Origin of the sequence: Solibacillus sp. FSL R7-0668, from assembly GCF_038006205.1 — a bacterium.
GTDB lineage: Bacteria > Bacillota > Bacilli > Bacillales_A > Planococcaceae > Solibacillus.
Genome location: NZ_JBBOUU010000001.1, coordinates 1,266,973 through 1,283,657, shown reverse-complemented (window position 1 = coordinate 1,283,657; position 16,685 = coordinate 1,266,973). Strand labels below are relative to the sequence as shown.

General features: G+C 38.0%; 13 protein-coding genes. 4 read left to right on the top strand and 9 right to left on the bottom strand.

Translation table 11 applies throughout. The features are described from left to right. Nucleotides 1-40: 40 nt before the first annotated feature. From MKX47_RS06025 to MKX47_RS06005, 5 genes are all read right to left on the bottom strand, one after another. Nucleotides 41-1,567, bottom strand: a complete 1,527-nt coding sequence (locus MKX47_RS06025; RefSeq protein WP_340772179.1) for a tripartite tricarboxylate transporter permease — start codon at nt 1,565-1,567, stop codon at nt 41-43. A 16-nt stretch (nt 1,568-1,583) separates the two neighbouring features. Further along, nucleotides 1,584-2,048 carry a tripartite tricarboxylate transporter TctB family protein gene (locus tag MKX47_RS06020; protein ID WP_340772178.1) on the bottom strand — a complete coding sequence of 155 codons (465 nt, stop codon included), beginning with the start codon at nt 2,046-2,048 and terminating at the stop codon, nt 1,584-1,586. Between the two features lie 55 nt (nt 2,049-2,103). Further along, on the bottom strand, nt 2,104-3,126 hold the full coding sequence (locus MKX47_RS06015) for a Bug family tripartite tricarboxylate transporter substrate binding protein (protein ID WP_340772177.1): 1,023 nt from the start codon (nt 3,124-3,126) through the stop codon (nt 2,104-2,106). Between the two features lie 156 nt (nt 3,127-3,282). After that, nucleotides 3,283-3,972, bottom strand: coding sequence for a response regulator (locus MKX47_RS06010; protein ID WP_340772176.1), 690 nt, complete (start codon nt 3,970-3,972; stop codon nt 3,283-3,285). Between the two features lie 4 nt (nt 3,973-3,976). Then, nucleotides 3,977-5,560, bottom strand: a complete 1,584-nt coding sequence (locus MKX47_RS06005) for a sensor histidine kinase (protein WP_340772175.1) — start codon at nt 5,558-5,560, stop codon at nt 3,977-3,979. 277 nt (nt 5,561-5,837) lie between these two features. On the opposite strand from MKX47_RS06005, the gene MKX47_RS06000 reads away from it, so the two are divergent. From MKX47_RS06000 to MKX47_RS05990, 3 genes are read left to right on the top strand one after another with little or no spacing between them, the layout of a single operon-like run. After that, the gene (locus tag MKX47_RS06000) at nt 5,838-7,466 is read left to right on the top strand and encodes a GGDEF domain-containing response regulator (protein ID WP_340772174.1); all 1,629 of its coding nucleotides are present in this window, start codon (nt 5,838-5,840) and stop codon (nt 7,464-7,466) included. 21 nt (nt 7,467-7,487) lie between these two features. Then, complete coding sequence (locus MKX47_RS05995; protein ID WP_340772173.1) at nt 7,488-7,850, top strand: response regulator transcription factor; 363 nt, start codon at nt 7,488-7,490, stop codon at nt 7,848-7,850. Next, on the top strand, nt 7,843-10,668 hold the full coding sequence (locus tag MKX47_RS05990) for an ATP-binding protein (protein WP_340772171.1): 2,826 nt from the start codon (nt 7,843-7,845) through the stop codon (nt 10,666-10,668). Before MKX47_RS05995 ends, MKX47_RS05990 begins: the two co-directional genes overlap by 8 nt. Before the next feature lie 37 nt (nt 10,669-10,705). Here the strand turns inward: MKX47_RS05990 and glnA are convergent, their stop codons facing one another. From glnA to MKX47_RS05975, 3 genes are all read right to left on the bottom strand, one after another. After that, nucleotides 10,706-12,064 carry a type I glutamate--ammonia ligase gene (gene glnA, locus MKX47_RS05985; RefSeq protein ID WP_340772169.1) on the bottom strand — a complete coding sequence of 453 codons (1,359 nt, stop codon included), beginning with the start codon at nt 12,062-12,064 and terminating at the stop codon, nt 10,706-10,708. 78 nt (nt 12,065-12,142) lie between these two features. Continuing rightward, nucleotides 12,143-12,559, bottom strand: a complete 417-nt coding sequence (locus tag MKX47_RS05980) for a MerR family transcriptional regulator (protein WP_340772168.1) — start codon at nt 12,557-12,559, stop codon at nt 12,143-12,145. A 209-nt stretch (nt 12,560-12,768) separates the two neighbouring features. Beyond that, entirely contained in the window at nt 12,769-14,013 is a 1,245-nt protein-coding gene (locus MKX47_RS05975) for an MFS transporter (protein WP_340772167.1), read from the bottom strand. A 282-nt stretch (nt 14,014-14,295) separates the two neighbouring features. On the opposite strand from MKX47_RS05975, the gene MKX47_RS05970 reads away from it, so the two are divergent. Further along, complete coding sequence (locus tag MKX47_RS05970; protein WP_340772166.1) at nt 14,296-15,153, top strand: YitT family protein; 858 nt, start codon at nt 14,296-14,298, stop codon at nt 15,151-15,153. 48 nt (nt 15,154-15,201) lie between these two features. Here MKX47_RS05970 and brnQ read toward each other — a convergent pair whose 3' ends face one another. Further along, nucleotides 15,202-16,536: a branched-chain amino acid transport system II carrier protein gene (gene brnQ, locus MKX47_RS05965; protein WP_340772164.1), complete on the bottom strand. Its 1,335-nt coding sequence runs from the start codon at nt 16,534-16,536 to the stop codon at nt 15,202-15,204. Nucleotides 16,537-16,685 lie beyond the last annotated feature (149 nt).

Here is a 16,685-nt window from a genome sequence, read left to right as displayed (position 1 = left end):
TATACGAAAAAAAAGCCGCCATTTGACGACTCTCCTTCACTTACCCTTCTTCATTTATAATAACATTTTTACCACGTAACTTTAAAATAATTGGAATAATAATCCATAGAATAGCTACCACTAAAAACACCAGTGATAATGGCTTTGCAACGAAAATACTATAATCCCCATTAGAAATCGTTAATGCTCGGCGCATATTATTTTCAAGCATCGGGCCTAATACAAGCGCTAATACTAATGGCGCTACAGGGAAATCGTTTTTCGCAAAATAATATCCTAACACACCACAAGCTAATAATAATAGTAAATCAAACGTTGTATATTGTACGGCATAAACCCCAAAGATTGAGATTGCAATGATGATTGGTAATAGATACTTTTTCGGAGTTTCAATAATTTTAGCAAAGATTTTTACCATTGGCATATTTAGTATTAAGAGCATTAAGTTTCCGATAAACATACTCGCGATTAAGCCCCAAGCTACATCTGGATGTTCTGCAAATAAGAGCGGGCCCGGCTGGATATTGTACATAATGAATGCACCCATTAAAATAGCGGTTGTCCCTGAGCCTGGAATACCTAGCGTTAATAATGGAATCATAGCACCACCTGAAGCGGCATTATTTGCTGACTCCGGTGAGGCTACCCCTGCAATATTACCCTTACCGAATGATTCTGGATTTTTACTAATCTTTTTTTCCGCAATATAGGCAAAGAAAGAAGCTAATGTCGCACCCGCCCCTGGTAATACGCCAAGGAAGAAGCCTAAAATTGAACCACGACCAATTGGTGCAGCGCTTTCTTTTAAATCTTGCTTTGTTGGTAAAACTCGGTTAATTTTGGCAACAGGCTCATCGGCACCGTCTTTTTCAAAAATTGTTTTAAATACTTCGCCAAGTGCAAATAAACCAACAGCAATTGTTAAAAATTCAATCCCACTAAATAGTACGGGTTGGTCATATGTAAAACGGGCAATACCCGATACAACATCAATACCAATCGTCCCTAACAATAAGCCAATAACCGTCATAATTAACGCCTTATTAATGGATTTTCCCGCCAGGCCACTTACTGCCGCCAAACCTAATAACATTAACGAGAAATATTCTGCTGGACCAAAGTTAATTGCTATTTTTGAAAGAGGTCGTGCCAGTAGCACCAATCCAATTAACGATACAATCCCTGCCACGAAGGAGCCAATCGCTGCAATCGATAAAGCCGAACCTGCACGTCCTTGTTTGGCCATTTGGTACCCATCTAATGTCGTTACAACAGAAGAGGACTCTCCAGGCGTATTCAATAAAATAGATGTTGTAGATCCACCATACATTGCCCCATAGTAAACACCTGCTAGTAAGATGATCGAGCTAGTAGCAGCTACTTCTAATGGAAGTCCAGACGTTAACGTAGCAGTTACCGGAATTAGCAGCGCCACCCCTGACATCGGTCCAATTCCAGGCAAAACCCCTACGGCTGTTCCAATAATTACGCCTAATAATGCAAAAAGAATGTTGTACCATTGAAATGCAATCGCAAAACCGTCAAATAAATATCCTAATGTATCCATCGTGTATCCCCCCTCTCTAGAATGGTAATCCTGGTAATGAGCCGCCTAAGACGTTAACGAATCCAAAGTAAATTACAGCCGAAAATGCTGCTGCTATAATAACCGATGTCAGTATTTTGCCGCGCTCTAGTGTTTGGAATCCGATTACTAAGAACACAAATGTCGTAATTAAATAACCTAATACATCAAGCAGCAATACATAACCTAATGCGGCTAAAAAAATGATGATAAAACGCTTATAATTCGGCGATTTAATATCCTCATGTTCCTCCACGATTTTATAAGTTTTCTTATTTTGAATCGTTTCAATGAATAACAGCACACTTAAACCAATCAATAATATGCCTAACCCCATTGGAAATGTACTTGGCCCGATTGTAGAGCCATATGCACTACTAGAAATCTTTTGAGATTCTACAACGACTAAAAGGCCAATTACTAAAAAGACAACACTCGCAATTTGATCGAATTTTAAATTCATGCCCCTACCTCCCTAAAAGGAAATGCGAGCAGCTTCAATTGCTCGCATTGCTTGATTACTTTTGCATCCCTAATGCTGTTAAAATTTCAACAATCGATGCTTCTTGTTCTTCTAAGAATTTTGTAAAGTCATCGCCTACACGGAATTCTTGTTCCCAACCATTACGTGTTAATTCTGCTTTCCATTCTTCTTTTTCATTTAAAGCCGTTAATTTTTCAATCCAGTAGGCCTTTGCATCCTCAGACATATCTTTTGGCCCGAAAATACCGCGCCAAATCGTAAATTCTGTTTCAATCCCTTCATCATATAAAGTTGGGATTTCTTCTAATCCTTCGATTGCTAATTTTTCTGGTGATGTTACCGCTAATACACGTACATCTCCGCTTTTTACATATGAAGTAACGGTTGAAATATCCGTGCCGATTGCATCTGCATTGCTACCTAATAACGCAGCCATCGCTTCTCCACCACCGTCATAAGATACATATTTAACTGATTTTGGGTCAATGCCATATTCATATGCCGGTAAAATGGTAATTAAATGGTCCATCGAGCCAGGTGCTGAACCGCCTGCTAATGTTAATGCTGTCGGATCTGCTTTAATTGCATCTAGTAAATCAGTAATCGTTTGATACGGTGAATCTTTTCTGACAACAATCGCACCATAGTCTTTTGTTAGTTGTGCAAGTGGTGTTGTATCTTTATAACCATAAGGGCTATTTCCCTCTGCCTTTAAATTGTTGATTAAAATTGGTGGTGATTTCACCATTAACATATGATCGTTCTTTGCTTCCTTTGTTGCGTAGGATGCCATGAACACCGCACCGCCACCACCAGGTTGATTTTCGATTGTGATTGATTTATCAATTAAGCCTGTTTCATTCATTGTTTTACCAATTGCGCGAGCCGTTAAATCCCAGCCACCACCCGCTCCAGAAGGCGCTACAATCGTAATATTGTTCTTTGGATAATCACTTGCAGATTTGCTTCCCCCATCACTGCTATCACTACAAGCTGCTAACGCGATACTCAGCGTCGTAGCAGATAACAATGCTACTAATTTCTTTTTGAATGACATTTAGAAATCCCCCTTAATTAGTTTGCACCCTTTGTAAGCGCTATCTTTATTAAAAACGATAATCTAATAATTTTATATAAAAGCGAAATATAAACTTTTAATTGCATAAAATTCATTTTGTTCATAATGTTCACGAAAAAAAAGCAGCTGAATGAATCAGCTGCGTGTGCTAAAATATCGGCGTTCCGGTCGTCCAACCGAGCCATAAATATGTTCGACAAAAATAATTTTTTCTTCCATTAAATGCTCCAAGTAGCGTCTTGCCGTTGTACGACTTATCCCCAACTCAGCCCCTAAGCTTTCTGCTGTAATACCCCCATCAATTGTGAGGATAAAATCAATAATTTTATTTTTCGTGATGGCATCAATTCCCTTTGGACTTTTATCTTGTTCAATCGTCGGTACGGAATAATGATCCCAAAGTTTTTGGATCTGCTCTTCTTGAACATACTCATTGGACGATAATATTTGATGCTTCTCTTTATACTTTTCTAAACAATACGTAAACTTCTGCAAAGTAATCGGCTTCAATAAAAAATCTGTCACACCACTTGTATAAGCTTTTTTGACGATTTCAATCTCGACAGCAGCCGTTATTAAAATAATATCCGTCTGTAGTTTTTGCTCAACAATCATGTCGATAATGGATAGCCCTAAGCCATCTGGAAAATAAATATCTAACAAGACCAAATCAGGCTTCAATGTTTCAATCCACATTTTGGCCTCTTCAATCGTATGCGCCATCCCAATTGTTTTAAAGCCTTCTATTTGATTGAGAAATTTATCATGGATTTGAGCGATTCGAATATCATCTTCAATAATTAACACTTCAATTTGCTTTTCCAACTAATCACCCCTCTTTTGGAATCGAAACAATAAATAATGCTCCGCCCAAATCACCCTTTTCAATTGCAATGGTGCCATTTAAAGCTTTTAAATGTTCTTGCACAATATGCAATCCATAGCCCCTCGAATCTTTGTCTTTTGTAGAGCTCTTTAATTTAAAAATTTCTTCTATTTGCTCTTCTCGAATCCCTTCCCCTGAATCCTCGATTTCACAAACTACTTCTCTTTCACTTTCATAAATATAAATGCGAACAATGCGTTCTTCTTCCTCCAAATGCTCCACTGCTTCAAAAGCATTGGTCATCAAATTACCCAAGATGGAGATAAACATATGCTTTTCCATCAAGTGACCAAGTTTACCACAACTACTATCTTCATCTAGCATAAGTGTAACCTTCAACTCTTTCGCTCGATTATAAAAGCCTATTATTAAACCATTTATAAACATATCTTTAATATGCTCATTAATAAAGGCTATTAATGCATGGTTTCCCAGACGCTCTGAATGAATTAGAAACAGGGCCTCCTCATATTCCTTCAATTGAATTAACCCCGATATTGTATACAAAAAGTTATTGTATTCATGGGTTTGCGAGCGTAATGATTCTATGAATTGCTTCACCTGAGATAGCTCATTGGCCACTAAGTCAATTTCTTCAAATGGTCTAAAGCTTGCTACTACGCCCGTAACCTTACCATTATCCACTAGAGGTATGCGGTTAACTAATGTTTTTGTTCCATTAATCGTCATGACCCGATTTAGCTGTTCCTTCCCTGTTTCCATGACACGCAATAATTTCGTATTAGGTAATACCTCTTTTATATTTTCGCCAATAACCGAATTATGACTATTTAAAATATCATTCGCTGCTTGATTACTCAATGTAATGATTCCATTACGATTTACCATGATAATTGCTTCACGAATCGTTTCCAAAATGACATTTCGCTCTGATAAAATTTTGACAATTTCCTGTGGCTCATAATTAAGAAGCTGTTTTTTTAATTTATTGGCTAAGTAGCTTGATAATAGAATCGACAAGATGATAGCAATCGCCAGTACAAGCAATAAATTCTTCGTATAACCAATATTCATTGAAAATACATCTTTATATAAATAACCAACGGACACGACACCAATAATATTGCGTTGTTCATCGAAAACAGGGGCCTTCCCTCGAAGCGCTTCTCCTAATGTCCCCTCTGCAATTGACATATACGATTGCCCATCAATCAATGCCCTGTCATTATCATCACCGACCATTCGTTGGCCAATGCGCGCTTTTACAGGGTGTGCATAGCGAATTTCATTTTCATCGCCAATTACAACATACTCGGCCTCTGCGCTTTTTTGAATCTGTTTGGCGATTTTTTGAATTTCAGGTGATGTCGCATCCTTTTTCAACCCTTCTATGACATCTGGATGAAGCGCAGTGACCTCTGCTACATTTACAGCGCGCTCCCCGATCTCCTTTTCAACAATTTTTCCAAGCACATAATACGCTGAAATGAGCACGACAAAAATAATAATGATTGCCAAAATCATATTGTATTTAAAAAAACGAAAATTCCATGAGCTTCTTCTCATACCAATAGCTTCCTTTTAGTTATTCTTTTCATTAAAAATAACACAAAATCCCGATTTTTATTACACTATTCCGTATTTCCATGAAGAAAATACGCGATTTCATATAAAGCAAGAAGTTATTGCCGTAGCTCCAGCTAATCCTCACTAGCTTCTAGGAACAGCGCCAAAAATTCTATTAGTCCCAATATATTACCAAGATATCGTTCATTGCATCTAGTTTTCTTGTCCATAAGGATATACTATGTAAATAAGAAAATAGTTAATGGAGCGAAAGTAAATGGACACGACAAAATATCAGCAATTAATCTATAGGCAAATGCTTGAAAAATTTAAAGCCTGGCATGCACAAGCGTTTATTACGGAAAGGGAAATCTATAGTTTTCTTCATAGTTTAAAAGGAACGGCTGGCACGATTGGTTTGGACGAACTTTCACATACAGCAAGCGAAAAATTAAAAGCTTTAGATGAAGCAAGTGACAAGCAATGGAACCAAGAGGAATGGACAGCGTACCTATCTTCCATCATTGAAGGCGTGCGTTTTTACCAAACCAATTTGGTGCAAACACTTGAAGAAGGACAACCGCCCCTTCCAAACAGCATGCTTAATCAGGAGCTAATTTTAGTCATTGATGACGATATTATTTTTATATCGTATATTAAAAAGGTGCTAGAAAAGCAGGGCTATACAGTGATTATCGCTTATAATGAAAAACGTGGGTTGGAGCTCATTTACGAACTAAAGCCAGCCATCGTCTTTTTAGACATTATGCTACCAGATGGCAATGGGTTTTCTATTTTAGAAACGTTGAAAAAGGTCAAAAAGGATCGTATGTTTGTTACAATTATTAGCGCCAATGATTGTAAAGAAAATCACGTGCGCGCTTATAAAATGGGGGCATTAGACTTCATTCCGAAACCGATTGATGAAGAAATTTTACTATCTTACGTAACAAACCGCTTAGCCTTTAAAAAGGAATTAGAGCATTCGATTATTATCGATGAATTAACGCAAGTGTATAATCGCAAATTTTTGGAGTCGCAGTTCGACCATTTAATTCAACAATACAAGCGCAACCACACGCCCTTTTCAGTTGCCATTTTCGATTTAGATTATTTTAAAAAAGTAAATGATACATACGGTCATTTAGTCGGTGATGACGTGCTAAAAGGCTTCGCAGCGTTAGTGATGGAATTAAAGCGCGATCAAGATATCTTCTGTCGCTATGGGGGTGAGGAGTTTGTAATGCTGTTACCTCAATCTTCCGTACAGGATGCCCATACCCAAATCGAAAAGATTCGTAAGGCAATGTTCAAAAAGGAATTCATGGCGAATGGCGTTCCATTCAACGTAACTTTATCTGCAGGCTTAATCGAGGTGAGCCCAACGCATTCTCACCCTAAAAAGATGCTAGAAAAGGCCGATCAAGCACTTTATGACGCTAAACAATCAGGCAGAAATCGCTCGGTCATCTTTGATAGCATTGCTGATGTAGTCACAAAGAAAGTAAATATCAAAATTATTGTCATTGATGATGTATTCATTATTCGAAACATGGTGGCCAACTTCTTCAAAAATTGGACAATCGATGAACGCTTCGAAATTGAAGTGCTGGAATTTAGCAATGGGCTTAGCTTCTTAAATTCAAATTGGTATAACGCCAATTCGAAATACATTATTTTACTTGATGGCATGATGCCGAAGATGGACGGCCTTGAAGTGCTGAAAAAAATTAGAGAATCCCATACATCGAATGAAGTGATTGTCTCGATGCTAACGGGAAGAAAAGGTAATGAACATGTTGTTGAGGCATTAAAGCTTGGGGCGAATGACTATATCGTGAAGCCTTTCAATATTACCGATGTTTCGAATCGCATTCACAATTTAATCAACCGAATGTTTTTATAAACCGCAGAAAGAGGTATATTTATGAAAAAAATATTAGTAGCAGATGATGAAGAAATTTTAAGAATGCTCATTTGTGATACATTAGAGGATTTAGGCTATGAAATTGACGAGGCCGAGGACGGACTAGATGCCCTTACTAAAATCAATCAACAGCCCTATGATCTTGTTATCTTAGATTATATGATGCCGAATTTGACAGGGCTTGAGGTCATTGAGCGCATTCCATCAGAGGTGAAGGATAGCACACCGATTTTAATGCTTACTGCTAAGGCGCAGGAGTCGGATCGTCAAATCGCATTAGATAAAGGAGCAAACTATTTCGTCTCTAAGCCCTTTAGTCCGATTGAATTAATGAGCTTAGTGGAGGATATATTAGATGCCTAATTCTTTTCCATTGCTCGAAAAAAATATTCGCAATCAATTTTTGAAAATGCTTCTATCGTTAATCATCATTTTCTCAACGATTATGATTATTTTTATATTCTATGTAAAAGCAACTAACGATAGTTTAAAAGCCGAAATTGAAGCTGTCAGTGGAAAAGCCGAAGTTGTCGATGGTTTAGCCGATACATACAACGGTATCATGTTTAGAGCCCGAGGGTATTATGCATTTCAGGACCCAAACGAACTGAAGCTATTGTATGAAAATATAGAAGAGTTCGAAGATTATTTACAGCAATTTTCAAAACTCTCTCTTACAGATGAGGAAACAAAATTATACGAGGAATTAGTGACATTTAATGAAAATTATCAAACTGTTATTTTGCCAAAAGCATTAAGCTATGTTGAGGCAAACGATTACGAAGCATTACGTAAACTATCAAGTGGTGGTGCAAATGAGCTTGTCAATCAGATTATTGCCTTTACCAAAACCTATGATAATAAAACTGAAGTCCACTTAAACGAGCTATTCTCAAAAACAGTAGAGAAGGCACAGCAATTTTCGATTATTGCAATTTTATTAGGGGCACTCATTGTCTTTTTGGTTGCCATTATTATGCGCCGCGTGCTGTCCAATGTCATTCAACCAATCGAACAATTAACAAATGCTACCAATGAATTAGCTTCCGGCCGTTTTGTTAATCTTGACAATCTCGTAACGAAGGAAGACGAATTAGGCATATTGGCCAACTCATTTTATAAAATGACGCTGTCCATTCAAGAAAAAGAAGAAGTGCTCACAACACAAAATGAAGAGCTCGTTGCCCAGCAAGATGAACTGCAAGGAAATCAAGAGCAACTACAGCGTTCACTCGATCAATTACAATTGTATAACGAGTTAAATCATGTTTTAACTTTTACACTAGATAAACAACAGCTCCTAAAAAATTTACATGATTATTTAACAGATATTTATAAATTTGATACGAGTATTTTGCATTTTATCGAAGGTCATGTCTATGTTTCCAAAGGATTGTCTGAGCAAACAACCGAGCAGTTAGTTAACAATCTAAATAAGGATAAGCAAGTTCGCTTAGAGGAAGAAAAATCCTTTGTCATTACACGTGAAATCCCGATGAATATTCAAGAAATCGCACAAGAACACTATTATTGCTATGACCTTTACTCCTCTATTTTAAATTCAGAGGGGCGTCTTGTAGCGGTATTAATGGCCACGCGCGAGGGCTATCCATTTACAAAGCAAGAAATTATGGAATTAAACGGCTTAATGAATCGTGTATCCATTGCTTTTGAACGGATTCATATGTATGAAGAGGTGGAGCGCTCTAGACAGCTCAACCAAAATATTATCGATACTGTAAACGAGGGCATTCAACTCGTTTCTGTTTCTGGCGAGGTGGTATTAAATAATAAGGCATTATCGAAAATCATCGCTCCACATAACCCTTTACATGAAAATAATGATTCCGAACACGTATCATTGAAGCATTTCCAATCGATTTGCGATCAGCCTGATGAGTTGGCACAGTTTTTCACAGAAGCCATTGTGGAGGACTTTTCGGATACACGGACGTTCCGATATTCCATTTCACAAAATACGCCGGTATTCGTCGAGGTATATGCAACAAGTGTTTACAAAAGCGATGAAAAGATGGGCACGATGTTTGTTCACCGTGATATTACAAGAGAATACGAAATCGATCAAATGAAATCTGAGCTCGTCAGCACTGTCAGCCATGAGCTGCGTACGCCATTATCAAGTGTTCTTGGCTTTACAGAGCTATTATTAGCAAAAGAGCTAAAACCTGAACGCCAAAAAAAATATATCGAAACCATTCATAAAGAGGCGGTTCGTTTAACAAATTTAATTAATGATTTCTTAGACTTACAAAGAATGGAATCCGGTAGACAGCAGTATACGATGCAACCATTATCGATGGACGAAATGGCGATTGACATAGTTAACCGTTTCCGTCACGAGCAAAAGCATCATGTCCATTTAATCGACAAAGCCAAACATGTGAATGTTGTCGGCGATCAAGAGCGACTCGTTCAATTATTCATTAACCTAATTGGGAATGCCATCAAATTCTCCCCTGCAGGTGGCGATGTAACGATTACACTTGAAAATATTAATCAGATGCTACAAGTTCGTATTAAAGATCAGGGCATCGGGATTCCAGAAGATGAAATTCCAAAGCTATTCCAGAAATTTAAGCGAATTGACAATACATCTAGACGAAAAATTGGTGGTACAGGACTAGGGCTTTCCATTAGTAGAGAAATTATTAAAAAGCACGGCGGGGACATTTGGTTAGAATCGGAAGAAGGCAATGGGACAACTGTTATCTTCAATCTACCACTCAATCAAATCAAGCCCTTCAATACAAGCTTTGAAGAAAATGAAATCGAAATTCAAACCGGTTTAAATGTCATGATTATTGAGGACGACTTGAGCTTGGCATTACTTTTATCAGAAGAGCTTAAAAGTAAAGGCTTCACTGTCATCTATCATGATAATCCGAAAAGAGCATTTGAAGAAGCCCTTCAAACACCTCTTGTTGGCATCATCATCGATTTAATGCTTGGAGACGATATTACGGGTTGGGACTTAATCGCGCAGCTAAAAGAGCGCGAGGAAACGAAAAATATTCCAATTATCATTTCTTCTGCATTAGATGAATCACGGGAAAATGTAGAAAAATATAAAGTGGAAAAATATTTCACAAAACCCTATCCTCCTGAAGAACTTTCAAAAGCATTAGTAGCCCTATTGCATCAAGGAAATGAAATACGGTAAAAAAAGCGTTGGAGCCAATCACTCCAACGCTTTTTCATTAATACATCTTCATATATTGGTCACGTTCCCACTGTGTAACGGTTGTGCGGAACATATCGAACTCTACTTCTTTCGCTTCCTTGAAGTTTGCATAAATATGATCACCTAACGCATCAATGATTACTTGGTCTTTTGCTAATGTGGCTAATGCTACATCTAAAGAACCTGGTAAGCTATCAATCCCATTTATCGCGCGCTCCTCGGCATTCATCACATAGATGTTGCGATCAATTGGTGCTGGTGGCTCGATTTCGTTTTTCACGCCATCTAAACCCGCTGCTAAAATGACAGCCATCGCTAAGTAGGGATTTGCCGATGGGTCAACTGAACGTAATTCGATACGAGTTGATAATCCACGTGAAGCCGGAATACGAATTAATGGTGAACGGTTTTGTGCTGACCATGCCACATAACATGGTGCTTCATAGCCTGGTACTAAGCGCTTATAAGAGTTGACAATTGGATTTGTAACAGCCGTGAAACCTTGTACGTGCTTTAATACACCCGCCATGAAATGTTTCGCTGTTTTTGATAATTGTAAGTCTGCCCCTTCATCCCAAAATGCGTTTTTGTCGCCTTGGAATAATGATAAGTTAAAGTGCATGCCCGAACCGTTCACACCGAATAATGGTTTTGGCATGAATGTGGCATGTAAGCCGTGTTTACGTGCAATCGTTTTAACAACTAATTTAAACGTTTGGATGTTATCACATGCTTCTACTGCGTTTGCATATTTAAAATCAATTTCGTGCTGACCAGGAGCTACCTCATGGTGAGACGCCTCAATTTCAAAGCCCATTTCTTCAAGCTCTAATACGATATCGCGACGGCAGTTTTCTCCTAAATCTGTTGGTGCTAAATCGAAGTAACCGCCATCATCATTTAATTCTAAAGTCGGCTCGCCCTTTTCATCTAATTTGAATAAGAAAAACTCTGGCTCTGGCCCTAAGTTGAAGCCTGTGAAACCAAGTGCTTCCATTTCCTTTAACATCCGTTTTAAGTTTGAACGAGGATCCCCTTCAAATGGCGTACCATCAGGACGAGCGATATCACAAATTAAGCGTGCTACCTTCCCTTTTTCAGCTGTCCAAGGGAAAATCATGAAACTATCCAAGTCTGGGCGTAAGTACATGTCAGATTCTTCAATACGTACAAAGCCTTCGATTGATGAACCATCGAACATCATTTTATTATCTAACGCTTTTTCTAATTGGCTTACTGGAATTTCAACATTTTTAATTGTACCTAAAATATCTGTAAATTGTAGACGAATAAACTTCACGTTTTTATCCACAACGATTTTTTGGATGTCCTCTTTTGATAACTTACTTGTTCCATTTACCACTATATTTGTCATACTTCAACACTCTCCTTTTTAATGGTTATTGCTCATTTATCCATTACCTTAGGCGTTCTTAGCCTGAGTTCCTTTGATTCAGCCAGGATTTGAACCCCGCTGAATCAAGTTAGATTGGAAGAAACGCGATAAGTCACCTTGTCGTAGCGAAGTTTTTTTAGCTGCCTGCGCCTGCTGCATTTCCTCGCGTAATATGGAGCGTAATTCTGCATCCGACATTCCAATAACGTCAGAATTTCTAACATAAGTATTATTTCGCATCGCAAACACCTTTTTAATGCCCGCCATATTAATGCCTTGTTCTAGTAATTCTCTAATTTCTAGTAACGCATCGATATCATCTAAAGAAAACATCCTCCTGTTCCCTTCTGATCTGGCAGGGATGATTAGCTCGTGTTCTTCGTAGTAGCGAATTTGTCTAGCCGTTAATTCGGTTAATTGCATGACCATGCTTATTGGCAATAACGGCATTGCTCTTCGAAACTCTCGACTCATCAGCTCGCCTCCCTTTCTTGATTATTACTTTAAAGCAACGTAAGATAATTTGTCAATTTAATGTTATAAAAACTAACATATTGTTTTTAGATGGATTTCATCTCAGTTTTCGAATGTTTTTCAGAAATATTCAGCTGATTCACGTGAGATTTCTAAACAAAAAAAGCCATTTACTATATGATTACACGTAGTAAATGGCTTTCCATTGATTATTCTGTTTTCATCGTTGGTTTTCCCGCTTCAATTAATGCCTTGCTTAACTTGATACAGACAGTGACAATTAACATCGCTACACCAGTCCCAATAAGAAGCTGCTCAACAGAAACAATATCCGCTAAAGGCCCGAACACTAACATCCCAAGCGGCATCATCGACGTCGAAATCATCCCAAATACACCAAATACACGACCCAAATAATCCGAATCCACTTTTTCCTGTATGATCGTCATCGTTGGTGTGTTGAAAATTGGCATCGATAAACCGAAAATCCCCATTGCTACTAAGTACAATGTAAAAATTGGTAACACACCTAGTAGAATGGTACAAATACTCATGATAACTCCAGCAAACATCATTGTGTAAATGCGGTTCTTAAAGCCACCCCAAGCAGCAATAATCCCACCACCAATCATCATCCCGACTGAAAAGGCAATCTCAATCGCCGTTAAACGCCAAATATCATCCCCAAATGTTCGCGTCACTTGTAGTGGCGTTAAAAATGCAGCGGGCGCCATCATGACAAACAACAGTGCAAAGAATACAAAAAAGCTTTTTAAAAATGGATGCTTGCGAATATAGTCAATCCCCAATTTAAAATCTTGTAAGTAACCAATTGGTTCATTACTCGCTGCCTTTTTATGCAACGGAATTTTTAACAATGTAACAATCACAACAATCGCAATTGCAGCAGTAATTACGTCAATAAAAAAGATTACTTGCATTGTCGTTAGAGTCAACAGCGCTGCACTAACCATTGGCGAAACAAACATAATGATTGCCTGAATCGTGCCATTGATACCATTCACACGCATTAAGTGCTCTTCTGGCACAATTTGAGGTAATATCGCACTGACAGCAGGTGTTTGAATTCCCGTACCAAGTGCCCTAATCACCGCCATAACGAATAATAACCAAATCGAGTCATAGCCCATCAAAAATAAGATAGCCAAAATCAATGTCGATACAGCAATCATTCCATCCGCATAAACAATCAATTTTTTACGACTATAGCGATCTGCCCATACACCCGCTACTGGCGACAGTATAAATGTCGGGATAAAGCCACAAATAATATAAATTGTCATCATCATACCGGATTGTGTTGATAGCGTGATATACCACATCATTGCATATTGTACGAGCGATGAGCCAAATAGCGAAATGGTTTGGCTACTTAAAAATAATGTAATGTCACGTTTCCAAGTTAAATTGTGTACCGCATTTTCTTCTGTCATGTTAAATACCTCTTCTCTTCTCGCACTATTCCCTTACTTTATTTTATCAATGCACCATCTTACAATACTATATTTTATTGTTCATAAAACATTTTTTACCAGAGAAATTTTGAAATAATCGATTCTTTCATTCTAGTTCATTTACCAAAAATAGGTGTAATATCAAATAATTCTTATCCGTTTTCTTTTTTGAGCATAAATTCCCGTCATTCAGAGCAACAGAAAGAAATCACCTCGGTATTCATGTATAATTATTAGCAGGAGTTGGTCAGGAGGAGATTTATGAAAAAACATCAAATATCGAAATCACTTACACAAAAATTTTTCATTATCCTAGGCGGATTAATCGCCGCTTATGGTTTAGAGGCTGTTTTAATCCCAAATAATGTATCTGATGGTGGGGTTACAGGAATTAGTATCGTAATATCACAACTAACACCGCTTTCACTCGGGATACTAATTGCTGTACTCAATATTCCATTTATTTATTTGGGGTATAAGCAAATTGGTAAAAGTTTTGCCATTAATTCCGTTATCGGGATTATTTCCTTAGCAATCGGTACGTCATTAATGCACCATGTTCCTACAATCATTAAAGGAGATGCGCTTCTTGTAACGGTTGCAGGTGGTATTATTATCGGCTTCGGTATGGGGATTGCTTTACGTAATGGCGGGGCATTAGATGGGATTGATATGCTTGCCGTCTTACTTTCTCGTAAGTTACCATTCGGTACAAGTGATTTAATCTTATTTTTAAACTTCTTTGTCTTCATTATTGTCGCTACCGTATTCGGCTTCAAAGGCGCATTATTATCGGCTATCGCTTATTACATCGCATCTAAAGTCATCCTAATTGTAGAAGAAGGTTTAAGCGGTTCGAAATCATTTAAAATTATTACTACCGAACCGGTCAATATGGTCGAAACGATTCGCGATCGCCTTGGTCGTAGCGCAACGATTAATACCGTTCAAGGTGCTTATTCGAACCAGGAATTCAAAGAAATTACATGCATTATCAACCGTATGGAAGAAAGTAAAATGAAAACAATTATCCGCGAAATTGACCCATCAGCATTTGTAACCGTTTATGAGGTAATCGAAGTTAAAGGCGGGAACTTCCAAAAACGGGATGTACATTAATCCCTCAAAAAAACAAGCGCGAACGTATCCATCCGTTCACGCTTGTTTTTATTTAAATAATGTTATCAAATAACCAATGACCGCGCCCACAATAGCAGGAACAATCCATCCTAATCCAATCGAATAAAACGGCAACAAATCGGCATAAATCTCCGCTAAACTCGTTAAGAAGCCTACTTCAAAAGCCGGCACACTTGCCACTAATGCATTGTAGCCATCAATTAAACTAATAAAGAAAGTAAATAACATCGCCACCGCAAATACCTGCTGCTTATATTGAAATAGCGGTCCTACTAACGCTAATATAATAAGCACAATTGCAAGCGGATATAAGAACATTAATACTGGAATCGCATACGTAATAATATTCGTTAAGCCAAAGTTAGCAATTGTAAACGACACCACGCAAAGAACAATGACAAACGTTTTATAACTAATTTTCGGAAACACCTCATGGAAAAATTCACTACAAGCTGTAATTAACCCTATACTCGTCTTCAAACAGGCAAGCACGATAATAATCGCTAATAAAATCGCCCCATACGAACCAAAATAATGATCCGCTACTGCTGCGAAAATTTGTCCACCATTATCAAACGTACCAATCACCGTCACACTAGAGGCACCCATATAAGCAATCAACCCATAAATCAGCATCATTAAGGCCATGGCAAAAATACCTGATTTCCACGTTGCTTTGGCAATCTCTTTTTTATCCGTGATGCCTGCGCGTTTAATCGCATTAATGACGATAATCCCGAATGCCAGTGACGCAAGGGCATCCATTGTATTATAGCCTTCTTTAAAGCCCGTCATAAACGCTTCGTTAATATAGCTACCCGCCGGCTCTACAAAGCTCCCCATCGGCGAAAATAGACTAATGCTAATTAAAATAAATAAAAATAGCAAAAACGCCGGAGTTAAATATTTCCCAATCACATCCATCACTTTCGCTGGATTCAATGAAAAATAAAACACGATAGCAAAGAACACAAAGCTAAAGACCGCTAGCCAAATTTTCATTTGTGACGGATCAATAAACGGTTCAAACCCTACAACGAATGGCACTGTCGCTGTACGTGGAATCGCAAAGAACGGACCAATTGTTAAGTAAAGCGCTAATGCAAAAACTACCCCAAATAACGGATGAACTTTGCCCGCTAAATCACGTAGGCCATTACTTCCCGATAGACCAATCGCCAATATCCCTAAAAACGGTAAGCCGATTGCCGTTACTAAAAACCCTGTTAATGCTAGCCAATAGTTCGTCCCGGCTAGCTGCCCCATTTGAATAGGGAAAATTAAATTTCCTGCCCCAAAAAACATACCGAACAGCATCGTACCAATCACTGCGTATGTTGAAAATGGTATTTTTTTCTCCATTTCATTCGCTCCTATGATGTTTTTCTATGTTGTCTAATAATGTGAATATATCGATTCTTTCAACAATAGTCCTAATAATAACAGGCTATCGCATTGAATTCAATAGCAATTTGTTATTATTAACCGCTCTTACTACAATGCTATCCACC